General features: G+C 72.7%; 19 protein-coding genes and 1 tRNA gene. 12 read left to right on the top strand and 8 right to left on the bottom strand.

Translation table 11 applies throughout. The features are described from left to right. The first annotated feature begins 49 nt into the window (after nucleotides 1-49). The 4 genes from corA (at nucleotide 50) to ACZ51S_RS06670 (ending at nucleotide 4,873) form a co-directional block, all read left to right on the top strand. Nucleotides 50-1,132, top strand: a complete 1,083-nt coding sequence (corA, locus tag ACZ51S_RS06685; RefSeq protein ID WP_468960201.1) for a magnesium/cobalt transporter CorA — start codon at nucleotides 50-52, stop codon at nucleotides 1,130-1,132. A gap of 163 nt (nucleotides 1,133-1,295) precedes the next feature. Beyond that, a complete protein-coding gene (locus tag ACZ51S_RS06680; protein WP_468802511.1) occupies nucleotides 1,296-1,934 on the top strand; it encodes a GNAT family N-acetyltransferase in 639 nt (212 codons plus the stop codon). A gap of 181 nt (nucleotides 1,935-2,115) precedes the next feature. Continuing rightward, the gene (locus tag ACZ51S_RS06675; protein WP_468477746.1) at nucleotides 2,116-2,469 is read left to right on the top strand and encodes a DUF805 domain-containing protein; all 354 of its coding nucleotides are present in this window, start codon (nucleotides 2,116-2,118) and stop codon (nucleotides 2,467-2,469) included. 184 nt (nucleotides 2,470-2,653) lie between these two features. Further along, a complete protein-coding gene (locus ACZ51S_RS06670; RefSeq protein WP_468477747.1) occupies nucleotides 2,654-4,873 on the top strand; it encodes an NADP-dependent isocitrate dehydrogenase in 2,220 nt (739 codons plus the stop codon). Nucleotides 4,874-4,976: 103 nt separating this feature from the next. Here the strand turns inward: ACZ51S_RS06670 and ACZ51S_RS06665 are convergent, their stop codons facing one another. Then, nucleotides 4,977-5,450 carry a hypothetical protein gene (locus tag ACZ51S_RS06665; RefSeq protein WP_468802512.1) on the bottom strand — a complete coding sequence of 158 codons (474 nt, stop codon included), beginning with the start codon at nucleotides 5,448-5,450 and terminating at the stop codon, nucleotides 4,977-4,979. A gap of 241 nt (nucleotides 5,451-5,691) precedes the next feature. On the opposite strand from ACZ51S_RS06665, the gene ACZ51S_RS06660 reads away from it, so the two are divergent. Beyond that, the gene (locus ACZ51S_RS06660) at nucleotides 5,692-7,365 is read left to right on the top strand and encodes a glycoside hydrolase family 71 protein (protein ID WP_468959954.1); all 1,674 of its coding nucleotides are present in this window, start codon (nucleotides 5,692-5,694) and stop codon (nucleotides 7,363-7,365) included. 217 nt (nucleotides 7,366-7,582) lie between these two features. Beyond that, the gene (locus tag ACZ51S_RS06655) at nucleotides 7,583-8,740 is read left to right on the top strand and encodes an aminotransferase class V-fold PLP-dependent enzyme (RefSeq protein WP_468477750.1); all 1,158 of its coding nucleotides are present in this window, start codon (nucleotides 7,583-7,585) and stop codon (nucleotides 8,738-8,740) included. Here the strand turns inward: ACZ51S_RS06655 and cobF are convergent. After that, a complete protein-coding gene (gene cobF / locus ACZ51S_RS06650) occupies nucleotides 8,727-9,479 on the bottom strand; it encodes a precorrin-6A synthase (deacetylating) (protein ID WP_388931198.1) in 753 nt (250 codons plus the stop codon). The genes ACZ51S_RS06655 and cobF overlap by 14 nt on opposite strands. A gap of 18 nt (nucleotides 9,480-9,497) precedes the next feature. On the opposite strand from cobF, the gene ACZ51S_RS06645 reads away from it, so the two are divergent. The 4 genes from ACZ51S_RS06645 to ACZ51S_RS06630 are packed head-to-tail and all read left to right on the top strand — an operon-like array spanning nucleotide 9,498 to nucleotide 12,760. After that, complete coding sequence (locus tag ACZ51S_RS06645) at nucleotides 9,498-10,253, top strand: (Fe-S)-binding protein (protein ID WP_468959952.1); 756 nt, start codon at nucleotides 9,498-9,500, stop codon at nucleotides 10,251-10,253. Further along, nucleotides 10,250-11,743 carry a lactate utilization protein B gene (locus ACZ51S_RS06640; protein ID WP_468889293.1) on the top strand — a complete coding sequence of 498 codons (1,494 nt, stop codon included), beginning with the start codon at nucleotides 10,250-10,252 and terminating at the stop codon, nucleotides 11,741-11,743. Before ACZ51S_RS06645 ends, ACZ51S_RS06640 begins: the two co-directional genes overlap by 4 nt. Further along, complete coding sequence (locus ACZ51S_RS06635; RefSeq protein ID WP_468477753.1) at nucleotides 11,740-12,366, top strand: LutC/YkgG family protein; 627 nt, start codon at nucleotides 11,740-11,742, stop codon at nucleotides 12,364-12,366. The genes ACZ51S_RS06640 and ACZ51S_RS06635 overlap by 4 nt, the downstream gene beginning before the upstream one ends. 4 nt (nucleotides 12,367-12,370) lie before the next feature. Continuing rightward, on the top strand, nucleotides 12,371-12,760 hold the full coding sequence (locus ACZ51S_RS06630; RefSeq protein ID WP_468477754.1) for a VOC family protein: 390 nt from the start codon (nucleotides 12,371-12,373) through the stop codon (nucleotides 12,758-12,760). On the opposite strand, the gene ACZ51S_RS06625 is transcribed toward ACZ51S_RS06630, so the two are convergent. Next, the gene (locus ACZ51S_RS06625) at nucleotides 12,757-13,245 is read right to left on the bottom strand and encodes a DUF309 domain-containing protein (protein WP_468477755.1); all 489 of its coding nucleotides are present in this window, start codon (nucleotides 13,243-13,245) and stop codon (nucleotides 12,757-12,759) included. The genes ACZ51S_RS06630 and ACZ51S_RS06625 overlap by 4 nt on opposite strands. A gap of 117 nt (nucleotides 13,246-13,362) precedes the next feature. On the opposite strand from ACZ51S_RS06625, the gene ACZ51S_RS06620 reads away from it, so the two are divergent. Further along, a tRNA-Pro gene (locus ACZ51S_RS06620) sits at nucleotides 13,363-13,436 on the top strand. A gap of 256 nt (nucleotides 13,437-13,692) precedes the next feature. Here the strand turns inward: ACZ51S_RS06620 and ACZ51S_RS06615 are convergent. From ACZ51S_RS06615 to ACZ51S_RS06595, 5 genes are all read right to left on the bottom strand, one after another. After that, the gene (locus ACZ51S_RS06615) at nucleotides 13,693-14,244 is read right to left on the bottom strand and encodes a P-loop nucleotide/nucleoside kinase family protein (RefSeq protein ID WP_468477756.1); all 552 of its coding nucleotides are present in this window, start codon (nucleotides 14,242-14,244) and stop codon (nucleotides 13,693-13,695) included. 231 nt (nucleotides 14,245-14,475) lie between these two features. Continuing rightward, complete coding sequence (locus tag ACZ51S_RS06610; protein WP_468959950.1) at nucleotides 14,476-17,103, bottom strand: RICIN domain-containing protein; 2,628 nt, start codon at nucleotides 17,101-17,103, stop codon at nucleotides 14,476-14,478. A 42-nt stretch (nucleotides 17,104-17,145) separates the two neighbouring features. Then, entirely contained in the window at nucleotides 17,146-19,527 is a 2,382-nt protein-coding gene (locus ACZ51S_RS06605) for a non-reducing end alpha-L-arabinofuranosidase family hydrolase (protein ID WP_468959947.1), read from the bottom strand. Further along, a complete protein-coding gene (locus tag ACZ51S_RS06600) occupies nucleotides 19,524-19,679 on the bottom strand; it encodes a hypothetical protein (RefSeq protein WP_388931348.1) in 156 nt (51 codons plus the stop codon). The genes ACZ51S_RS06605 and ACZ51S_RS06600 overlap by 4 nt, the downstream gene beginning before the upstream one ends. Nucleotides 19,680-20,043: 364 nt before the next feature. Then, on the bottom strand, nucleotides 20,044-21,636 hold the full coding sequence (locus ACZ51S_RS06595) for a sigma-70 family RNA polymerase sigma factor (protein WP_468802517.1): 1,593 nt from the start codon (nucleotides 21,634-21,636) through the stop codon (nucleotides 20,044-20,046). Nucleotides 21,637-21,747: 111 nt separating this feature from the next. Between ACZ51S_RS06595 and ACZ51S_RS06590 the strand changes: the two genes are divergently transcribed. Next, a complete protein-coding gene (locus ACZ51S_RS06590) occupies nucleotides 21,748-22,110 on the top strand; it encodes a DUF1304 domain-containing protein (protein ID WP_388931354.1) in 363 nt (120 codons plus the stop codon). Nucleotides 22,111-22,231: the final 121 nt, after the last annotated feature.

Here is a 22,231-nt window from a genome sequence, read left to right as displayed (position 1 = left end):
CGGTGGCAGACTGGCCGCTGATCCGCCGAAGGAGAGTACGTCCGTGTCCATGTTCAGCAACCTGCGCCGTGCCGTGCGCCGCGGCTACCGGCGGGCCGTCGACCTCAGCCACCCCGCCCGCTCCCCGCTCGGCAGCGCCGTCGTCAACTGCGTGGTCTACCAGGACGGCATCCGCCAGGACGGGTGCGCCGAGGCCGAGGAGGCGCTGCGCAGGGTCCGCAAGACCGGCCGGGGCTTCGTCTGGATCGGCCTGCACGAACCCTCGCAGCAGGAGCTCGCCGGGCTCGCCGACCTCTTCGGCCTTCACCCCCTCGCCGTCGAGGACGCCGTCCACGCGCACCAGCGGCCCAAGGTGGAGCGCTACGACGAGACCCTCTTCGCCGTCTTCAAGACCGTCCGCTACGTCGAGCACGAGGAGCTGACCGCGACCAGCGAGGTGGTCGAGACCGGCGAGCTGATGGCCTTCATCGGCCAGGACTTCGTCATCACCATCCGGCACGGCGGGCGCGGCACCCTCGGCCCCGTCCGCGAAGCCCTCGAAGCCGATCCGGAGCAGCTGGCCAAGGGCCCGGCCGCCGTGCTGCACGCCATGGCGGACCACGTGGTCGACGACTACGTGGCCGTCACGGACGCGGTGCAGAGCGACATGGACGCCGTGGAGACGGCCGTGTTCAGCGACCACGGCGGACGCGGCGACGCGGGCCGGATCTACCAGCTCAAGCGGGAACTCCTCGAGCTGCGCCGGGCGGTGGCCCCGCTCGACCGTCCGCTCCAGCACCTGGCGACGCAGCCGATACCGGTGATCCCGCAGGAGGTCCGCGCCTACTTCCGCGACGTCGCCGACCACCTGACCCGCGCCACCGAGCAGATCGGCGCCTACGACGGCCTCCTCGATTCCGTCCTCCAGGCCCACCTCGCGCAGGTGACGGTCGCCCAGAACGAGGACATGCGCAAGATCACGGCGTGGGCGGCCATAGTGGCCGTGCCCACCATGGTCTGCGGGGTCTACGGCATGAACTTCGACCACATGCCCGAGCTGCGCTGGACGTACGGGTACCCGCTGGTCCTCTGCGTGATGGCGGTCGCCTGCTTCCTCATCCACCGGGGATTCCGGCGCAACGGCTGGATCTGACCGCACGCCGCACCGGCCGGAACGCCGCACGCGCACGCCGCACCGGCCCGGAACGCCACCCCCGCCGGCCCGTCCCGGTCCGGAAACCCGGGTGAAGCCGGTCGGGCCGCCGCGTAGGGTCCGCTCGACAGCACGGGAACCGATGGGAACGGGCAGGCCGGACATGGTGGAACGGACGCGGGCGGCAGGGGCGGGGACGGACCCGCTGGCGGTGGAACTGACCGGCGAGCGGGTACGGCTGGAACCGCTGGACCACCGGCACCACGACGGCCTGTGCGAGGCCGTGCGGGACGGGGCCCTGTGGGAACTCGCCGTGACCCTCGTGCCGCGCCCGGAGGACGTGCGCGGCTTCATCGCCGACGCCGTCGCGGCGCGCGAGGCCGGCCGGGAGGGGGCGTACGCCACGGTCGACCTGGCCACGGGCCGGATCGCGGGCTCGACCCGGCTGATGATGATCAATACGGAGCACCGGCGGCTGGAGATCGGCTGGACCTTCCTCGGACGGACCTGGCAGCGGACCGGGGTGAACGCCGAGGCGAAGCTGCTGATGCTCACGCACGCCTTCGAGGAGCTCGGGATGAACCGGGTCGAGCTCCTCACCGACGAGCGCAACGCCGCCTCGCGCGCCGCGATCGCCCGTCTCGGTGCGACCGAGGAGGGGATCATGCGGCAGCACATGGTGATGCGGGACGGCCACGTCCGGAACACCGTGATCTACGCGCTCACCCGCCCCGAGTGGCCCGCGGCGAAGGCCGCCCTGCGCGAGCGCCTGGCGTCCCGGACGCCCGGCCGCATCGGCTGACGCAAGCCCCGCCCCTGCCGGCACACCCGTCGCATGCGTGCTCAACTCCCTTTGAAACCAACGCGGTTGGCCTTGTGCAAGTGTCCCGTGGTGGCTTGAACGTGGTGGCCGGAGGGCATAAAGCGGGCCCGGCCCCCTTTTCAGGCCGAGGGGCCGTCGATGCCGTCCTTAGGGGGGACTCGTGCACTACTACGTCGACGTCATCAAGCGCTACGCGGACTTCTCCGGCCGTGCGCGCCGCCGGGAATACTGGATGTTCGTCCTGTGCAGCATCCCGGTCATGGTCGTCCTGATCGCGCTCGACCTCGCGCTCGGGAGCTACCCGGTCGTCTTCTACCTCTACAACCTCGGCGTCCTCCTCCCCACCCTGGGGCTCAGCGTCCGCCGCCTCCACGACACCGGCAGGTCCGGCTGGTGGTACCTGGTCGGGCTCATCCCCTTCGTCGGCTGGATCGGGATCATCGTCCTGATGGCCATCGAGGGTGACGCCGGACCGAACCAGTACGGAGCGAACCCCAAGCAGCTCACCGTCTGACGGGCGCGACACGGCGGCGCCGCCGCCGGCCCACGGGGCCGGCGGCGGCGCCTTTCGCGTTCCCGTGACGCGCGTCTCGCCACGTCTTGCGGGAGGGGGCTGTCCGGACAGCCCCGATCACGAGATATCTTGATGTCGAGCAATGTTGCAGACGAGAGACGCAGACTGTGGAGCGGAGCATCCGGTGACTGACTCGACCATCATCTACACGCACACTGACGAGGCCCCGGCCCTCGCGACGTATTCCTTCCTGCCCGTGGTGCAGGCGTACGCGTCGACGGCCGGTGTGAATGTCGAGACCCGTGACATCTCCCTGGCCGGTCGGATCATCGCCGTCTTCCCCGAGTACCTCGAGGAGGGCCAGCGGATCGCCGACGCCCTCGCCGAGCTCGGCGAGCTGGCGAAGACCCCCGAAGCCAACATCATCAAGCTGCCGAACATCTCGGCTTCCATCCCGCAGCTCAAGGCCGCCGTCGCCGAGCTCCAGGGCCAGGGCTACGCCCTTCCGGACTACCCGGACGACCCGAAGACCGACGAGGAGCGCGAGATCCGCGCCCGCTACGACAAGGTCAAGGGCAGCGCCGTCAACCCGGTCCTGCGCGAGGGCAACTCCGACCGCCGTGCCCCCGCCTCGGTGAAGAACTACGCCAAGGCCCACCCGCACCGCATGGGCGCCTGGAGCGCGGAGTCGAAGACGAACGTCGCCACCATGGGCGAGAACGACTTCCGCTCCACCGAGAAGTCCGCCGTGATGTCCGAGGCCGGCACGCTGCGCATCGAGCACGTCGCCGCCGACGGCGCCACCACGGTGCTGCGCGAGTCGGTACCGGTCCTCGCCGGTGAGGTCGTGGACGCGTCCGTCATGCACGTCGACGCCCTGCGCACCTTCCTGAACGACCAGATCCAGCGCGCCAAGGCCGAGGACGTCCTGTTCTCCGTGCACCTCAAGGCCACGATGATGAAGGTCTCCGACCCGATCATCTTCGGCCACGTGGTCCGCGCCTTCTTCCCGAAGACCTTCGCCCGCTACGGCGAGACCCTGGCCGCCGCCGGCCTGTCCCCGAACGACGGCCTCGGCACCATCCTGAACGGCCTGGGCGCCCTCCCCGACGGTGACGCGATCAAGGCCTCCTTCGACGCCGAGATCGCCGAGGGCCCCGCCCTCGCGATGGTCGACTCCGACAAGGGCATCACCAACCTGCACGTGCCGTCCGACGTCATCGTCGACGCCTCCATGCCGGCCATGATCCGCACCTCCGGCCACATGTGGGGGCCGGACGGCGCCGAGGCCGACACCCTCGCCGTCCTCCCGGACAGCAGCTACGCGGGCGTCTACCAGGCCGTCGTCGAGGACTGCCGCGCCCACGGCGCCTTCGACCCGGCCACCATGGGCTCGGTGCCGAACGTCGGCCTGATGGCCCAGAAGGCCGAGGAGTACGGCAGCCACGACAAGACCTTCGAGATCGCCGCCGCGGGCACCGTCCGCGTCGTCGACGCCGCGGGCAACGTCGTCATCGAGCAGGAGGTCGCCGCCGGCGACATCTTCCGCGCCTGCCAGACCAAGGACCTGCCGATCCAGGACTGGGTCAAGCTCGCCGTCACCCGCGCCCGCGCCACCGGCTCCCCGGCCGTCTTCTGGCTCGACGAGACCCGCGCCCACGACGCGCAGCTGATCGCCAAGGTCAAGACGTACCTCGCGGAGCACGACACCGACGGCCTGACCATCGAGATCCTCTCCCCGGTCGAGGCCACGAAGTACTCCCTGGAGCGCATCCGCCGCGGCGAGGACACCATCTCGGTGACCGGCAACGTGCTGCGCGACTACCTGACCGACCTCTTCCCGATCCTGGAGCTGGGCACCAGCGCCAAGATGCTGTCGGTCGTCCCGCTGATGGCGGGCGGCGGCCTCTTCGAGACCGGCGCCGGCGGCTCCGCCCCGAAGCACGTCCAGCAGCTGGTCAAGGAGAACTACCTGCGCTGGGACAGCCTCGGTGAGTTCTTCGCCCTGGCCGCGAGCTTCGAGCACCTCGCCACCACCACCGGCAACGCCCGCGCCCAGGTCCTGGCCGACACCCTGGACCGCGCCACCGGCACCTTCCTCAACGAGGACAAGTCGCCGACCCGTCGCCTCGGCGGCATCGACAACCGCGGCAGCCACTTCTACCTCGCCATGTACTGGGCGCAGGAGCTGTCGCGCCAGATCGACGACCCGAAGCTGGCCGCCGCCTTCGACCCGCTCGCCAAGACGCTGGCCGAGCAGGAGCAGACCATCGTCTCCGAGCTCAACGCGGTGCAGGGCTCCCCGGCCGACATCGGCGGCTACTACCAGCCCGACCCGGCCAAGGCGGCCGCGGTGATGCGTCCCTCCGCGACGCTGAACCAGGCGCTCGCCCTCCTGGGCTGACGCCCGCAGCAGCAGGCAGTACGCGTTCCGCCCCGGCCGGCCCCGTGCCCGGCCGGGGCGGACCCGTTTCCGGGCGCGGGCCCCGGCGGGCGGCAGCGCGGGGTCAGAGCCGGTGCACCCGGCCCTGGCCCACGGCGAGGGGATGCCGGCCGGCGGCCAGGATGCGCAGCCCGGGCGCGGCGGCGAGCAGCTCCCGCAGCCAGGTCAGCGCCTCCGGGCCGAGCCGGTCGCTGCCGTCCAGGACCAGCAGCACGTCCCGCTCCGCCAGCCAGGAGGCCGCGTTGGCCGTCCCGCACGGCAGGAAGGGCATCCCCGGTACGCAGCCCAGCGCGGCCACGAGGCCGCGTACGCCGCCGTCCGGACTGACCGTGACCACCGCGGCGCCGTCGCAGAAGTTGGACGAGAGCCGCCGGGCCACGTCCCGCACCAGCAGGCTCCGCGGCTCGTGGAAACGGCCCGTCACCGTCAGCACCCGGCCCCGCCGCACGGCGGTGAGCAGCCGGGAGAGTTCGGTGGAGGTGGCCGGCAGCGTTCCTGTCGCTCCGCCCGGTGGCGCAGGCCTGGAGTCGCCCATCATCACGATGCCCCCCGTCGCATGCGTGACCCGGTGCGGCGTGAGGGTTGTTTCGCGCCGCGTGGAGATGATTATGCGTCAAATCAGCGGCGGGGCCAGGGGAATGGCGTGTTCCATCGCGGGGACCGGGGATCCCGGCCCCGTCGCCGCACCCGGCTCCCGGTGAACGGTTGTCCGCGTGGCGGTAATCCGCTCTACTGCTGAACAGCCCCGGCGGCGGGGCGTGTCCAGGGGAGGGATCCAGATGACAGGGCACCGGCACGGACCCCCGTCCCACCGGCCCCGCTCGCGTCCGCCCGGGCGCCGGCTCGCCCTGCTGGTCACCACCTTCCTGCTGGCCGGTGTCTGCGCCGCGGCCGGCATCGCCTGGAACCCCTTCACGGCCGCGGCCGGCCAGGACCTCGCCCGGCCCGCCCCCGGGCCCTCCTCCACCGGACCCGCCGCCACGTCCGCCGCGCCCTCCGCCACCGGCCCGGACGCGGAGCACGAGGACCCGGCACCGTCATCCGCCGGGACCACGGCCCCGAGCGCCACCGCCGGCGCGGCCCGTCCGACCGGAGCCCTGCCCTTCGACCTTCCCGCGCCCGACGCGCTGCGCTCCGCCGCCGGCGGCCGCAAGCTGGTCTTCGCCCACTACTTCACCCCGTACCCGCTCTCCCTGGACAACGCGAGCACCCAAACCGACTACTACACCCGTCACTACCTCGACCCCCGGGGAGAGAACGGCAAGCACCAGCGGTACGGCGGCCTGCTCCGCGACCGCCCGCTGCCCGTCCCTCCGAAGGACGGCGACTGGGAGTACGCCAACCTCCAGCAGGAGGTCCGCACCGCCCGGAACGCGGGCATCGACGGCTTCACCCTCGACCTGCTCTCCCTCTCCGGGAAGAACTGGGAGCGCGCGGGCCTGCTGATGCGGGCCGCCCACGCGGTCGACCCCGCCTTCAAGGTCATGCTGATGCCGGACATGACCTCCCTGGACACCGACGACCCCGCCGTGATCGCCGGGGCCCTGGCCGCCCTGGGCGGGCACCCGGCCGCGCACCGGCTCGACGACGGCCGACTCGTCGTGTCACCGTTCAAGGCCGAGCAGAAGAGCGCCGACTGGTGGCGCCGCGTCCTGGACCAGCTGAGGTCGAGGCACGGGATCCGCACCGCCTTCGTCCCCCTCTTCCTCGGCTTCGGCCCGCACCACGAAGCGTTCGCACCCATCAGCCACGGGTTCTCCGAGTGGGGCAGCCGCAGCTACGCGGGCCAGGAGGGCACCGCCGCCGACGTCCGGCGGGCGCACGGCCAGGGCAAGATCTGGATGCAGCCCGTCTCCGTGCAGGACGCCCGCCCGAACCAGGGCGTCTACGACGAGGCGGGCAACACGGCCACCCTGCGCGCCACGTGGACCCACGCCATCGAGGACGGCGCCGACTGGGTCCAGCTGACCACCTGGAACGACTACTCCGAGGGCAGCCAGTTCGCCCCGTCCCGGAACAACGGCCACGCGTACCTGGACCTCACCTCCTACTACCTGACCCGCTTCAAGACGGGCGGCTGGCCCCCGATCGTCCGGGACACCCTCTACCTCACCGGCCGCACCCAGTTCGCGGCCGCCGACCCGACCGGCGACCAGTCGCTGCTGATGTCCCTGCGCAAGGGCAGCGCCGCCGCCCGGGACACGGTCGAGGTGCTCAGCTTCCTGACAGAGCCCGCGACCGTCCGCAGCGTCGTCGGCTCCGCCGCGCGGGAACACCGGGCCCCGGCCGGGGTCCACGCCGAACTGCTGCCGCTGCGTCCCGGCACCAGCGCGGCGGAGGTGGCCCGCGCCGGTAAGGCCGCCGTACGGGTGGAACTGCCGTACCCCGCGGACCACGAGGTACCGGTGCAGGACCTCCAGTACTACGCGGCGACGAGCGGCCGCCCGGGGTGACCGGACGCCGGCCCGGAGACCGGCCCTCAGGCGGGGGGACGGGCCCGCGGGCGGGTGACGGACCCGCGGCCCGGGAGCCGGCCCGCCGCCGGGGGACCGCCCGCGGCCGGGCAGGCCAATTCGGCCCAGGCGGCCCTTCCGTCCCCGCGCGCGAGCCCGCATGCTCCGGGTGCGGGCCACGGAGTCCGCACCCGACACGTCCCGTCCGGAGGTACCCGTGCCCGCGCCGTCCGTCCCCTCCGCCCCGCCCGCCTTCCCCGGCGGCCCCGGCCTCTTCCGGCTGGACCCCGCCGTCGCCCACCTCAACCACGGCTCCTACGGAGCGGTCCCGCTGCCCGTCCTCGAAGCGCAGGAGACCCTGCGGACCGAGGCCCACGCCGACCCCGACGCCTTCTTCCACGGCCTCCCCGACCGGCTGGCCGGCGCCCGCGCGCGGATCGCGGCCCGGCTGGGCACCGACCCCGACGGCCTCGCGTTCGTCTCCAACGCCACCGAGGGCGCCAACCTGGCGTTCGAAGCCATCCCGCTGGCCGACGGCGACGAGGTCCTCACCACCGACCACGGCTACGGCACCGTCACCGCGGCCGCCGCCCGCCGCGCCCGCGTGACCACCGTCGCCCTGGACCCGCGCCTGCCCGACGAGGACGCCGTACGCGAGACCGTGCTGGCCGCGCTCACGCCCCGCACCAAGGTGGCCCTGCTCGACCACGTCAGCTCGCCCACCGCCCGCCTCATCGCCGGACCCCGGCTCCTCGCCGAGCTCTCCGCCCGCGGCATCACCACCGTCGTCGACGGCGCCCACACCCCGGGCATGCTGGCCGCGCCCGTCCCCGCCGGCGCCGACTTCTGGTTCGGGAACCTCCACAAGTGGGGGTACGCGCCCTCCGGCACCGCCCTCCTCGCCGTGGCCCCCGCCCACCGGGACCGGGTCCGCTCCTTCTCCCCGTCCTGGCAGGACCACCACGGCTTCCCGCGTTCCGTCGAGTACCGCGCCACCGCCGACTACACCGGCTGGCTGGCCGCCCCCGAGGGCCTCGACCTCATCGAGCGGCTCGGCGCCGACCGGGTCCGCGCCCACAACAGCGCCCTCGCCGCCTACGGGGCGGAACTGCTCGCCGGGGTCCCCGGCCTGACCCCGCTCCCGCACACCCCGGGCGTGGCCATGCGCTCGCTGCTGCTGCCGCCCGGCACCGCCGAGACCCAGGACGCCGCCGCGGCCATGCGCGAGGAACTCGCGGCGAAGCTCCGTATCCGCGTGCTGATCTGGGCACGGCCGGGCGGCGGCGGCATCCGGGTCTGCGGGCAGCTCTACAACCGGGCCGAGGAGTACGAGCGCCTCGCCGCGGCCCTGCCCGGCTTCCTCAGGGGCGCCTGAGCAGGTAGGTGTCCATGATCCAGCCCTTGCGGGCCCGGGCCTCGGTCCGCAGCTCCTCGATGCGGCCCGCGACATCGGCCAGCTTGCCCTGGACCAGGATCTCGTCCGGTGTGCCGACGTAGGCACCCCAGTAGATGTAGAGGTCCTGGTCCAGGTGGGCGGTGAAGGCGTGCCGGGCGTCCAGCATCACCACCACGTCGTCCACGTCCTGCGGCCAGCCCTCCGCGAGCCGGCGGCCGGTGGTGATCTGGACCGGCCGCCCGACCCGGTTCAGATTGGTCCGGTGCCTGGCCAGCAGCGCCGACACGCTGCTGATGCCGGGCACCACCTCGTGCTCGAAGGCCACCCGGCCGTGCTCCAGCACCTCGTCGAGGATCGCCAGCGTGGAGTCGTACAGCGAGGGGTCGCCCCACACCAGGAAGGCCCCGGTCTCGCCCTCCGCCAGATCCTCCGCGATGAACCGCTCGAAGATCTCGGCCCGCGCGCTGCGCCAGCCGTCCACCGTCGGGGTGTAGTCGGCCGGGGTGCGGTCCCGGTCCGGATCGCGGCCCTCCACGAGCCGGTGGCCGGGACGGGCGTGCGCGTCGAGCATCGCCCGCCGCAGACCGGTCAGGTCCGACTTCTCCTCCCCCTTCTCCAGGATGAGGAATGCGTCCGCCGCGCCGATCGCCCGGACCGCCTGGAGGGTCAGGTGGTCAGGGTCGCCCGCGCCTATGCCGATGACTGAGAACTTCTTCACCGGGCTATTGTGCCCATCATGCGCGCCGCCCTGTTCGTCACCTGCGTCAACGACGCGCTGTACCCCCGGACCGGCATCGCCGTCGTACGGCTCCTGGAGCGCCTCGGCGTCGAAGTGGACTTCCCCGCCGCCCAGAGCTGCTGCGGCCAGCCCCAGTACAACACCGGCTACCGCCACGAGGCCGAGCCGCTGCTGCGCCGCACCGCCGAGGCCTTCGCCGGCCACGACCACGTGGTCACCCCCTCCGGCTCCTGCGCCGCGATGATCCGCGAGCACTACCCCCGCATGGGCCGAAAGGCCGCCGAGGAGGGGCGGGGGAGCGCGCTGGCGGAGCTCGCGGAGGGCCTCGTACCGCGCATCCACGAACTGACCGAGTTCCTCGTGGACGTCCTCGGGGTCACCGATGTCGGCGCGTACTTCCCGCACACCGTCACCTACCACCCCTCCTGCCACGGCCTGCGCTCCCTCGGCCTCGGCGAACGCCCCCGGCGGCTGCTGGCCGCCGTCAAGGGCCTCGAACTGGTCGAGCTGCCCGGCGCCGAGGAGTGCTGCGGCTTCGGCGGCACCTTCGCCGTGAAGAACCCGGACGTGTCCGCCGCGATGGGCGCCGACAAGACCGCCGCCGCCCGGGCCACCGGCGCCGAGGTGCTGTGCGGGGCCGACAACTCCTGCCTCGCCCACCTCGGCGGCATCCTCCACCGCGCCGGGGACCCCATGCGCACCCTGCACCTCGCCGAGATCCTGGCCGCCACGGAGGAGGACCCCCTGCCATGACCGGTACGCACCTCGGCATGCCCGCCTTCCCGCCGTTCCCCGCCGCCGCCCGCGAGGCCGTACGGGACGGCGTACTGCGCGCCAACCTCCGGCACGCCACCCACACCATCCGGGACAAACGGGCCCGCGCGGTCGCCGAACTCGCCGACTGGGACCGCCTGCGGGAGGCGGGCAAGGCCCTCAAGGACCACACCCTGCGCCACCTCGACCGCTACCTGCTCCAGCTGGAGGCCGCCGTCACCGCGGCCGGCGGCACCGTGCACTGGGCCGTCGACGCCGACGAGGCCAACCGGATCGTCGTCGGCCTGGTCCGCGCCACCGGGGAGCGGGAGGTGGTCAAGGTCAAGTCCATGGCCACCCAGGAGACCGGCCTCAACGAAGCCCTGGAAGCCGCCGGGATCGCCGCCTACGAGACCGACCTGGCCGAGCTCATCGTCCAGCTGGCCCACGACCGGCCCTCGCACATCCTCGTCCCCGCCATCCACCGCAACCGCGGCGAGATCCGCGACCTCTTCCGCTCCGAGATGGCCGGCTGGGGCCGGCCGGCCCCCGAGGGACTCGGCGACGACCCGCGCGAACTCGCCGAAGCCGCCCGCCTCCACCTGCGCGAGAAGTTCCTGCGCGCCAAAGTGGCCGTCTCCGGCGCCAACTTCATGGTCGCCGAGACCGGCACCATGGTCGTCCTCGAATCCGAGGGCAACGGCCGCATGTGCCTGACCCTGCCCGAAACCCTCATCTCGGTCGTCGGCATCGAGAAGGTCGTCCCCACCTTCCGCGACCTGGAGGTCTTCCTCCAGACCCTGCCGCGTTCGTCCACCGCCGAACGGATGAACCCCTACACCACCATGTGGACCGGAACGGGGCCGACGAACGGGGCCGACGGCGACGGCCCCTCCGCCTTCCACCTCGTCCTCCTCGACAACGGCCGCACCGACACCCTCGCCGACGAGACCGGCCGCCAGGCCCTGCGCTGCATCCGCTGCTCCGCCTGCCTGAACGTCTGCCCCGTCTACGAACGCGCCGGAGGCCACGCCTACGGCTCCGTGTACCCCGGCCCCATCGGCGCCGTCCTCAGCCCCCAACTCCGCGGCACCGGCAGCGCGATCGACGCCAGCCTCCCCTACGCCTCCACCCTGTGCGGCGCCTGCTACGAGGTCTGCCCGGTCGCCATCGACATCCCCGAGGTCCTCGTCCACCTCCGCGAACGCGTGGTCCAGGGCGGGCCCGTGACCCGCGAGGGCGTCCGCGTACGGATCCGGCCCGCGCACGGCCACACCGCCGAACGGGCCGCCATGCGCGCCGCCCGGCTCCTCCTCGACCGCCCCGGCGCGCTGCGGGCCGGGGAGCGGCTGCTGTCCCGCGCCCGCCGGCTGCGCCCGCGCCGGCTGCCGGGGCCGGGCCGCGCCTGGACCGACACCCGCGAACTGCCCGAGATCCCGGCGGAATCCTTCCGCGACTGGTGGACCCGCGAACGGGGGAACCGACCGTGAGCAGCAAGGACCGCATCCTGGCCCGCATCCGCAGGGCCGCCTCCGGCCCGGACCCCGCCGTCCCCCGCGACTACCTCCGCGTCCACGGAACCCGCACCCCGGCCGAGAGCGCCGACCTGCTCGCCGCCCACCTCACCGAGTACCGGGCGAAGGTCCACCGCACCGACGAGGACGGCCTCCCCCCGCTGCTCGCGCGGCTGCTCGCCCAGCGCGGCTCCCGCACGGTCCTGGTCCCGCCCGCCCTGCCCCCGCAATGGCTCTCCGCCGCGGACCCGACCCTCGTCCACGACCGCGCGGACTCCACCCCGTACGACCTGGACCGCGTCGACAGCGTGGTCACCGGCTGCGCCCTGGCCGTCGCCGAGACCGGCACCCTCGTCCTCGACGGCGGCCCCGACCAGGGCCGGCGGCGCATCACCCTGATCCCGGACCACCACATCTGCGTGGTCCGCGTCCCCGGCCAGGTCGTGGACTCCGTCCCGCAGGCCCTCGAACGCCTCGACCCCACCCGCCCGCTGACCTGGATCTCCGGACCCTCGGCCACCAGCGACATCGAACTGGACCGGGTGGAAGGCGTGCACGGCCCCCGCACCCTGGAAGTCGTCCTCCTCGGCGCACAATAGGCCCATGCCCTCCCACATCGCCCTGACCGCCCTCGTCGTCCACGACTACGACGAGGCCATCGACTTCTACACCCGCGCCCTCGGCTTCGAACTCGCCGAGGACACCCCCCGGCCGGACGGCTCCCGCTGGGTCGTGGTCCGCCCGCCCGGCGCCAAGGAGTCCGCCCTGCTGCTGGCCCGCGCCAAGGACGAGGCCCAGCGCGCCCGCGTCGGCGACCAGACGGGCGGCCGCGTCGGCTTCTTCCTCTACACCGCCGACTTCGCGGCCGACCACGCCCGGATGACGGCGGAGGGCGTCCGCTTCCTGGAGGAGCCGCGCCACGAGCCGTACGGCTCCGTCGCCGTGTTCGAGGACCTCTACGGCAACCGCTGGGACCTGCTCCAGCCCGCCTAAGCGGTACCCGGCGGCCCGGTCAGCCGGGGGGCTTCGGCCGCCGCGTCGATCCACTCCCCGGCCTCCACCCGCCCCGCCAGCGCCCGGGCCCACCCGGCCAGCCCCGCCACGTCGATCCCGTACGCCTCCCCGTACCCGGCCAGGGCGGCGGCCCCGCGCCGCAGCAGCCGCGCCCCGCCGACGGAGTTCCCCCGCGCGGCGTGCGTCAGCCCCACCGCCAGCTGCGCCAGCCCCCGCCACAGGGCCTCTTCCGCCCCGGGACGGGACTTCCACGCGTCCTCGAACACCTCGTGCGCGTGGAAGGGCATTCCGCCGTCCAGCAGCCGCTGCGCCTCCGCCACCGTCCCGGCCGGCGTGCGCACCACCCCTTCGGGCTGCCGCTCCACCCCCTCGGCCCCGTACGGCAGCGGCCGCCCCAGCCCGTCCCGCGGCCGCGCACTGCGCGCCCGCCCCTCACCGTCCCGGTCCCGATCCCGTTCGCTCACCCGAGCCATCCTGCCCGCCGCCGATCACCCGTGCACACACACCCCTCGGCGTGGGGTAATGTTCTGCATGTGCCCGGCACGAGGGGAAACCCCAGGTGAAGGGCGCAAAGCAGTAAACGGGACGTGGCGCAGCTTGGTAGCGCACTTGACTGGGGGTCAAGGGGTCGCAGGTTCAAATCCTGTCGTCCCGACTCGAAAGAGTCGCAGATCAAGGGGCCGTTTTGGAGCAATCCAAAACGGCCCCTTGATCGTTTTCGGGTGGCAACCGCTCACCCGGGCAGGGTCGACCTTGATGAGCCCCGTCCCGGACGGCCTGCTCCACCGTCGCGGCAGCTACGCCGGCAACGCCCAGGTGGCGGGCGGCTGAACCGCCGGCCCACCGGCTCGGGGGCGGGCGAGGTTGGGCCGGCGGCGGACGCAGCGGCGAACGGTCCGGGATCCCTTCACTCAACGCAGTTGGGCGAAGGCCGAGATCTCGGCCACCCCTGGACGGTAGCCATCGGACGTGTCCACCCGGAGCGTCGGGGCGTCGAGGGAGATGTCCTCGAACTGCTCCGGGTCGTAGGCGCCCACCGCGATGTCCGAAAGGAGCTCGCGGTCGCCGTGGGCGGCGCGGTGCCGATCGGAGCGAACGCGTTCGGTCATGCGGTCGATGATGGTGGGCGTAGGGGTGGTGCAGCGGATGATCCTGAGATCGGCCATCTTCGTGAGGGGTTCGAGGCCCGGGCGCCAGAGGCGGTCTTGGAACGCGGCCTCGGCGACCACGCTGACGCCGGCCTGGAGGAGCACGCCGAGGGTGTCGAAGAAGGCGTGCATGGCCGGGACGTTGAGGGAGCCGTCTCCGTTGGCATGGTGCCCCGAGGTGCTGATGACCAGGCCCTGCTTGATCTCGTCACGGATGATCGCGGGACATCCGAGCTCCTGCGCCAGTCTGCGCGCGAGGGTGGTCTTTCCGGTGCCGGGTGGACCGCTGACCACCACGAGGGTCGGTGTTGGCATTGGCGGACTCCTGAGGGGTGTGGTGGTTCGGCGCCAGTCGCGCGATGGACCGTGCCGGGCGCTCGGTGAGCTGATGCATCCCGGCTGTCGGGTTCAGTTTCTCGTACGCGGCCGGGTGCTGGTGAGCCATTGAGGTGGCGGGCTTCCGCTCGCGCCGGCGGTTGCGGTGCCGTCGCCCGGGCGGGGCCGCTTCGGCACGGGGGTGCCTGCGGTCCCGCCCGGGCGGCGGGGTCAGGACGGGTCGCCGTACAGGAGGCCGCGTCCGTTGGTGCCGACGTACACGCGGCCGTAGGTGTCGGGGTCGCCGGTGATGACGCCGGTGCCGCCGATGCTGCCCCACTGGTGGGCGTCGTCGTTGACGCGGAGCCAGGTGGCGCCCTTGTCGGTGGAGCGGAAGACCCCGGTGACGTCCTTGACGGTGCCGATCAGGTACAGGGCCTGGTAGGAGGCGCCCGGTGCCGCCTTGCCGAAGCCGAGGGCGGAGGCGGACTTCACCGGGGCGAGCCTGGTGAAGGTGCGGCCGCCGTCGGTGGAGTGCAGGAGCCCCTGGCCGCCGCCGGCGATCCAGAGGTCCCCCTCGACCCCGGGAACGGCCTTGAGCCGGCCGTCGCCGGGCAGGTTGGCGGCCCGGGCGCTGAAGGTCGCCCCGCCGTCGGTGCTGGCGTAGAGCGTGCCGCCGGCCAGTGCGTAGAACGTCCTGGCCGAGGAGCGGTCGGCGACGACGAGGGCTCCGGCGCCCAGGCCGCCGACCTTCGACCAGCTCGCTCCCTTGTCGGTCGAGCGGTACGGGGCCTGGCCGGCCTGCGTCCAGACGATGGCCGAACCGTCGGCGGAGAGCGCCACCCGGCCGGTGTCGGCACCGGCCACCGGTTCGGACGCGAAGCCGTTCCAGCTACGCCCGCCGTCGGTGGAGTAGGCGCCGTCCTGCGCACCGCCACGGCCGACGCGGACCATCATCGAGGGGTTGGACTGCGCGAAGTCGATGGAGGTGCTGTTGGTCATCATCGGGTTGTTCAGCCGCCCGGCGGACACCTCGGTCAGCGAGTCGTGGCGGAATCCGCCCAGGTCGCCCATGGCCGTGATGACCTGGGCGCCGCCGGGCGGGGCGATCGCGTCCAGCAGTGCGGTCTCCTCCAGCCCGCGGGCCCCCACGCTCCAGTGGCTGGTGCCGCCGCTGTCGGAGGCGTTGGCGTCCTTGCTGCGCAGAATGCCGCTGCCGGTGCCGTACAGCACGTGCCCGGAGTCGAAGGGATCGATGGCCAGGGCGGTCATCCAGTGTCCCGTCCCGGTACCCACGTACGGCGCGGCGGAGGCGTCCCGCACCGACTTGCCGGCCAGGGCCTTCCACGTCGCGCCGCCGTCGGTGGTCCGGTAGACCTCGTCCTCCGGCCACCAGCGGCCGAGGGTCGTGACCATCACCGTGGAGGGCTTGCGCGGATCGATGGCCAGGCCGGAGAACCCGTAGTTGCCCTGGGAGGGGGAGACGTTCTGCCACGCCCCGGTGGCCGGCGTGTGCTTCCACACCGAGCCGCCCGTCACGCCGTTGGGGCCGAGGGCGTTGGTGTACGTCAGGTACAGCGAGCCGTCGCCGGAGAGCACGCCGTGCTGCGGCATCTGGCCGGTCGGCTGCCCGGGGACGGCCTGCCAGGTGCTGCCGCCGTCGGTGGAGCGGTACAGGGAGGTGGACTTGTCGGCGACGCCGGCGTAGACCGTCTTGCTGCCGGCCGGGCCGTACGTCACGAAGGAGATGCCCGCGCCGCTGCCCGCCCCGTTCTTGACGGGGAACGAGGGGACCTGGCTCCATGTCGCGCCGTGGTCGGTGCTGCGCCACAGGCCGTTCTTGCGCGTGCCCAGCAGCAGGGTGCCGTTGTTCGCGGGATCGACGGCCAGCCGCTCGCCCGCCCCGCGGCCGTCCTCGTTGCCGCCCAGCTTGAAGGGCAGGTCGGTCCGCTGGAAGGTGCGCCCGCGGTCCTTGGAGCGCAGGATCGCTCCGTTGCCCGCCCAGTCGTTGGTATAGGTCCCGGCGGCGAGGTAGAGCCGGTTGGCGTCGACGGGATCGGTGGCCAGCGCGTCGATGCCCAGCAGGTTCCAGTCCTTCTCGCCGATCCAGTCGGTGAGCGGGATCCACTGCTCGGCCCCGGCGTCCCAGCGGTAGGCGCCGCCCATGTCGGTCCGCGCGTACAGCAGGCCCTTCTCCCGCGGGTTGAACACCAGGCCGGTGACGTAGCCGCCGCCCACCACCTGGGCGTTCCGCCACGTGTACGGGCCGGATCCGGGCGCCTTGGTCCCGGCCGTCTTCACCAGCTTCCACTGCTGGTTGGTGCCGCCGTGGCCGCGGTACTGGACGACTGCCGCGCCGTCCGCCGTGGAGCCGCCGGAGACGTCCAGGACCTGGCCGCTCTTGCGGGAGGTGAGGACGACGGCGTCGGAACCGCTCACGTCGTCGATCCGCCATTCCTGGGAGGCGGAGGAGCCGTCGGCCTGCTGCTCGGCGGCGGCGGCCTGGGCGGTCGAGTCGCCGGCTATGCCCAGCACTTTGCCGCTGTTGCGGTTCACCAGCTCGTAGTAGCCGTCCCCGGTGGGTCGCAGCTTCCACTGCTGGTTGGCGGTGTTCTGGTCGGTCCACTGCTGGATGCGGGTGCCGTCGGCGGTGGAGAAGGCGTTGACGTCCAGCGCCTTGCCGCTGCGTACGGAGACCAGCCGGTAGTAGGCGTCGCCGTCGACCGTCGCGGCCTGCGAGTCGTCCTGCACGTACAGGAGGTACGGCACGAGGACGGCGGGCACACCGATCAGCACTCCGGTCCCGATCCGGTGACGGCGGTGACGTCCGCGGCGCTCGCCGCTCGTGGGGTTCTTCATGGGGAGTCGTTCTCCTTGCGTATCACTGTGGATCGGGGCGGGTCAGCGCTGCAGGGTGAGGAGACCCGGCCGGTAGGGCAGTCGGTCGTAGGGGCCGTCCGCCGTGGGCGCCTTGCCCTGGTAGAGGAACCGCAGGTTGCAGGGGTCGACGGTCATCGTCTGGTCGGGGTTGTCGCGGACCAGGTCACCGTGGCTGATGTCGTTGGTCCAGGTGGCGCCGCTGTTCGCCTTGCCCGCGAAGGGGCTGCTCTCGGTGCCCGCCTGCGGGGTCCACGAGCCGCTCAGGCTGGATGCCGTGAACGAGCGGAAGTAGCGCGTCTGGTTCGCGCCCTTCGCCTCGACGATCATGAGGTACTGGTTCTGGCCCTGGACCTTGTAGACCTGCGGCGCCTCGAACAGCTTGTCGGGCGCGTCGCTCAGGACCGTCGTGTACGAGGAGCCGAAGTTGCCCGGGAAGTTCCCGATCGGCATGCTCGCCCGGTAGATCTTGCCGTTGTCACCGGCGAAGAACAGGTACATGTTCCGGTCGTCGGCGATCAGCGTCTGGTCGATCGGGCCGGTGGGGGACTCGGTACGGGGGATGCTGCCGGTGAACAGCGGCTGGGGCGCGGACCAGCCGTTCGGGTCGGCCGGGTTGGTCGACGTGCGGTAGATGAAGGGCCACGCCCCCCACTGGTACGCCAGCACCCAGATCTTCTTGGGCGCGAAGTAGAACAGTGTGGGGGCCACCGCGGCCTGGCCCGTCGCGGTCTGGCGGGCCGACGCCATGTCCGGCCAGTTCGTGAAGGGCCCGGACATCATGGAGCCGTAGGAGGAGCCCGAGAAGTTCGACCCGTAGACCAGGTGCTTGCCGTTGTACGTCACGTGGGTGAAGTCCTTCAGCGAGGCCCACCCGTTCGCCGGCTGCGCCAGCGCACCCGTCGACGTCCACCGGTACGTCGACGGAAGAGCACACGTGCCCGTCGGCGCGGGCGTGGCCGGGGCCGGCGTCCCGGACGGGCCGGTCCACTTCTGGTTGCCGCCGGACCAGCAGGTGTGCAGCTGGATCTTGGTGCGGTTGGCGGTGGCCGCACCGACCGCGTCGAGGCACAGTCCGGACTGGACCCCGGAGATGGTGCCGTCGGTGTTGACGTTCCACTGCTGGCCGGCGCCGCCGTCGCAGTCCGCGATGACGACCGCGGTGCCGTTGCCGGTGCCCTTGCCCTTGGCGGCCAGGCACTTGTTGCCGTAGATCGTCAGCTGCTTGCCGGCGGTGTGGGTCCAGCGCTGGTTGGTCCGTCCGTGGCAGTCCCACAGCTGCGCCTGGGTCCCGTTGGCGGTGGTGGAGCCCTGGATGTCGATGCAGCGGCCGGAGGCGACGCCCTTGATCGTGCCGGTGCCGGTGCCGTTGCCGGTGCCGGTTCCGGGGGCCGTCTTGAGGGCGTTCACGACGGCGGTGTAGGCGGCCTTGGGGTTGCCGTTGTCGTCGAACAGCAGGGGGTTCTCGCCCTTGCGCCAGGAGTCGCTGTCGCGGATCCCCCAGACCGTGATCCCGGTACACCGGGCCACGGACAGGCAGGACTTCACCGTGCTCGCGTAGTGGGCCGGTGACGCCTGGGCGATGTCCAGCTCGGTGATCTGGACGTCGACGCCCAGGGCGGCGAAGTTGGCCAGGGTGGTCCGGAAGCTCGCCGGCGGGCCGCCGGTGCCGAAGTGGCTCTGGAACCCGACGCAGTCGATCGGCACGCCACGCGACGTGAAGTCCTTGACCATGCTGTAGACGCCCTGGGTCTTGGCGTCCGACCAGTTCTCGATGTTGTAGTCGTTGTAGCAGAGCTTGGCCGAGGGGTCGGCCGCCCGGGCGGTGCGGAACGCTTCCTCGATGAAGCCGTTGCCCAGCACGTTCTGGAACACCGAGGCGCGGTGCTGGGTGGAGCCGTCGGCGAACGCCTCGTTGACCACGTCCCAGGAGTGGATCTTGCCCTTGTAGCGGGTCATCAAGGTGGTGATGTGGTTGTTCATCACGCCGCGCAGGGTGTTCGCGTCGCCGATGGAGCTGACCCAGGACGGGAGCTGGGAGTGCCAGACCGCGGTGTGGCCGCGCAGGCGCTGGCCGTGCGCCGCCGCACGGTTGACGATCTGATCGGCCGGGCCGAAGGTGAACCTGCCGCGGGACGGTTCGACGGCGTCCCACTTCATCTCGTTCTCCGGGGTGATCATGTTGAACTCCCGGTCCAGGACGGCCGCGTACCTCGCGTCGCCGAGCCTGCCGGCGGCCACGGCGGTGCCGAAGTACCTGCCCGAGGGCGCCGCCTGCGTGCCCAGGGGCGTCGCGGCTCCGGCGGAGCTGGGGAGGAGCGTCACGACACCCGCCACCAGCGCCGCGGCCGAGAGTCCGATCGTCAGTGTCCGGCGGCGCCGGCCGCGCCGGTGCAGGCCCTTCATGCTGCTCCTCGCTGGTCTCGGGCGGCCTCGGGGTGTGTGACCGCGGGTGCGCCGGCCGGTACGGCCTGGTCCGCCGCGGGGCGGGTGCGGAGCAGGACGAGGCGCCGGTCCTGCGTACGGGTCGCGCGGGGTTCACGGGTGTGTCGCGTCATGGGGGGCTTTCTTCTGCGGATGTGCGGTCGGGAGGTGGGGGACCCCTCACGCCGGCTCGAGAGATGAGCGGCGGGAAGAACCCCCACGAAGTGGAGGCTCCCGAACGCGAGGCCGCGTAACGGAAAAGCGGCGCCACCCCCGGCGATCGCCCCGTGATGGATCTCGCAGCCGAAAAGTGTTACGCCGGGCCCCGCGGTCCGGCCGTGGGTGGGGGAGGACAGGTCGCCCTGCTCAGCGGGGGTGTCTCCCACGGCACCGATGGGCGGTCGCCGTGCGGGGAGCGGCCCCGGACCCGCGGCGGCACGCGGGCGGCTCGCAGGCCGTCACCGCGCGGCCCGGCCCGGAATGGTCACGGAGCGGTTCTCAGGACCGGGCCTTGCGGACGACGAAGGAGGCCTGGCCGGCGAAGGCCCGAGTGCCGTCGGAGCCGTCGAGCCAGATGCCGCCGTCGCGGTGGCGGATGACCGATCCCGGGTAGTTGTGGGAGTGCAGGGTCACCGACCCCGCGACCGCCCCGGGGCGCGGACAGAAGGTGGCGTCCTTGCGGAACAGTTCGCTGCCGTCGTCGGTGCTCAGCCGCAGCCGCAGAAGGTGGTGCCGCAGATAACGGCCGTCGGCCGCACGGAAGGTGACGCACCGTGTGTCGGCCAACCCCCGGACCACGGTGAACGTGACGCGTTGCCGCGCCTGCGCACTGCTGGACGCGGAGACCCCGCCCAGCGTCGCGAAGTCGCCGGAATACGTCAGGTAGAGGTCGGGTTCGTCCACGGACTCCAGTGAGTGCGCGCCCAGCGGAACCGTGCCCGCGGCCGCGGACGGACTGGCGGACGGCGGTCCGGCCGACGTGGGGGTGCTCGACGGGACCGGCGTGGGACCGCCGGCCGGGGGAGCGGCGACCGTGGGAGCGCCGGCCCTGGGAGAGGCGCTGACGCCGGGCGCCCGGTGCGCCGATTCCGGCCAGGCCGCGTAGGTGGCGGCACCGGTGACGAGCACCGCGCCGGCGGCGAGGCTCGCCAGCGGATGGGCGGTCACCACGTGGAGCTTCCCGGTCAGCGCGCCCTTCAGACCGCCTCCCGCCGTCGCCGTCGCCGTCGCCGTGCCGACGGCGACGGGCGCCGTGGCCAGCCCGGCGGCGCTCGCGGCCGAACCCGACAGCAGGCCCTTGGCGGTCAGCGCGGCGACGAGTCCGGCGGGGACGGCCAGGGGCGCGAAGCTGAGGAGCAGCAGTTCCGCAGGGACCCGGTTTGCCGTCGTCGCCGTGCAGACCGGGCAGTCGCGGGTGTGCCGCGCGATCCGCTTCCGCCACACCGATGTAGGCAGACCGTCCCAGCCGGCGACGGTCTCGCCGAGCTGCGGACAGCGCGGGCGGGCCTCCAGCGCGGCGACGATCGTCCGGCTCAGGTCCAGCTGCTCGCGCATGCGCTGCAGGCGCACGCCGGTGTGGGCGACGGTGAGGCCCGTCGCGGCGGCCGTTTCCTCGCGGCTCAGCAGTCCGGCGCGTTCCTGCCACCACAGCGACAGCAGCACCCGGTGGTCGGGGTCGAGCCACCGGCCGGCCTCGGCGATCCGACGGCGCTCGTCCGACACGTGCAGACGCAGGATCGTCGCGTCCTCGGGCTCGGGGCCCGCGTCGGGTATGTGGACGGCCTCGTCGATGACCGCCGTCCGGCCCGCCAGGACGCGGTGCCGCTGCCCATGGGTCTGTATCTGGCGGAGGGTGATCGACACCAGCCAGGAGCGGAAGCTGTCGGGGGCGCGCAGCGCAGGAAGATCACGCACCACGCGCAACAGCGTTTCCTGGACGACGTCGTCGACGTCGGCGTGTCCGCTCACCGCTCGCCGGACGATGTTGTAGAGCAAGGGCAGGTAGGCGGCGATCAGTTCTTCGCGCGCCCGGTCGTCCCCGGCCTGCGCCGCGACGACCAGCCCCGCGTGGTCCGCGTCCATGAGCCCCATTCCCGCCTCCCTCATCAAGGCGTCAGACCCTAGCGTCCGCAAAGGTGTGCCACCAAAGTCCGTGCCCGGGCCGGGGATCGGGACCCTGACGCGTGTGCGAGCCTGGTGCCCATGTCGATCCTCGCAACCGTCGTGGTGCTGCTCATCGCCGCTCTCCACGTCTACATCCTGGTCCTGGAGATGTTCCTGTGGACCGGGCCCCGCGCCCGGGCCGCGTTCGGGACCAGCGTCGAGTTCGCCTCCGCGACGAAGGCGCTCGCGGCGAACCAGGGGCTGTACAACGGATTCCTCGCCGCCGGGCTGGTGTGGGGCGTCGTGGCGTCCGACCCGGTGGGCTTCCAGGCCAAGGTGTTCTTCCTGGCGTGCGTGGCCGTGGCCGGCGCGTACGGCGCAGCCACGGCCAGCCGGAAGATCCTCTTCGTGCAGACCGTTCCGGCGCTGATCGGTCTGGCACTGGTGCTGGCCACCCGGTAGCGCGGGCGGGGTGGCACGCCCCTCACCCGCCGGGGTTCCTCGCCGGCAGCAGGAGCTGGGTCGCCGCGAGCCGTGCGTACGGCCCGTCCTCGGCGATCAGCTCCTCGTGGGTGCCGATCAC

The sequence above is a fragment of the Streptomyces sp. NPDC034043 genome (assembly GCF_055575675.1).
The sequence above is the reverse complement of the archived record's forward strand: the minus strand, read 5'-3'. Positions and strand labels throughout refer to the sequence as shown.

What these genes read in the sequence shown, in the direction of transcription:
- ACZ51S_RS06680 (WP_468802511.1), top strand. Translation starts at nt 1,296, where the DNA reads ATGGTGGAACGGACGCGGGCGGCAGGGGCGGGGACGGACCCGCTGGCG.
- corA (WP_468960201.1), top strand. Translation starts at nt 50, where the DNA reads ATGTTCAGCAACCTGCGCCGTGCCGTGCGCCGCGGCTACCGGCGGGCC.
- ACZ51S_RS06605 (WP_468959947.1), bottom strand. Translation starts at nt 19,527, where the DNA reads ATGAAGGGCCTGCACCGGCGCGGCCGGCGCCGCCGGACACTGACGATC.
- ACZ51S_RS06590 (WP_388931354.1), top strand. Translation starts at nt 21,748, where the DNA reads ATGTCGATCCTCGCAACCGTCGTGGTGCTGCTCATCGCCGCTCTCCAC.
- ACZ51S_RS06615 (WP_468477756.1), bottom strand. Translation starts at nt 14,244, where the DNA reads ATGCCAACACCGACCCTCGTGGTGGTCAGCGGTCCACCCGGCACCGGA.
- ACZ51S_RS06600 (WP_388931348.1), bottom strand. Translation starts at nt 19,679, where the DNA reads ATGACGCGACACACCCGTGAACCCCGCGCGACCCGTACGCAGGACCGG.
- ACZ51S_RS06645 (WP_468959952.1), top strand. Translation starts at nt 9,498, where the DNA reads ATGCGCGCCGCCCTGTTCGTCACCTGCGTCAACGACGCGCTGTACCCC.
- ACZ51S_RS06610 (WP_468959950.1), bottom strand. Translation starts at nt 17,103, where the DNA reads ATGAAGAACCCCACGAGCGGCGAGCGCCGCGGACGTCACCGCCGTCAC.
- ACZ51S_RS06640 (WP_468889293.1), top strand. Translation starts at nt 10,250, where the DNA reads ATGACCGGTACGCACCTCGGCATGCCCGCCTTCCCGCCGTTCCCCGCC.
- ACZ51S_RS06660 (WP_468959954.1), top strand. Translation starts at nt 5,692, where the DNA reads ATGACAGGGCACCGGCACGGACCCCCGTCCCACCGGCCCCGCTCGCGT.
- ACZ51S_RS06665 (WP_468802512.1), bottom strand. Translation starts at nt 5,450, where the DNA reads ATGATGGGCGACTCCAGGCCTGCGCCACCGGGCGGAGCGACAGGAACG.
- ACZ51S_RS06595 (WP_468802517.1), bottom strand. Translation starts at nt 21,636, where the DNA reads ATGGGGCTCATGGACGCGGACCACGCGGGGCTGGTCGTCGCGGCGCAG.
- ACZ51S_RS06630 (WP_468477754.1), top strand. Translation starts at nt 12,371, where the DNA reads ATGCCCTCCCACATCGCCCTGACCGCCCTCGTCGTCCACGACTACGAC.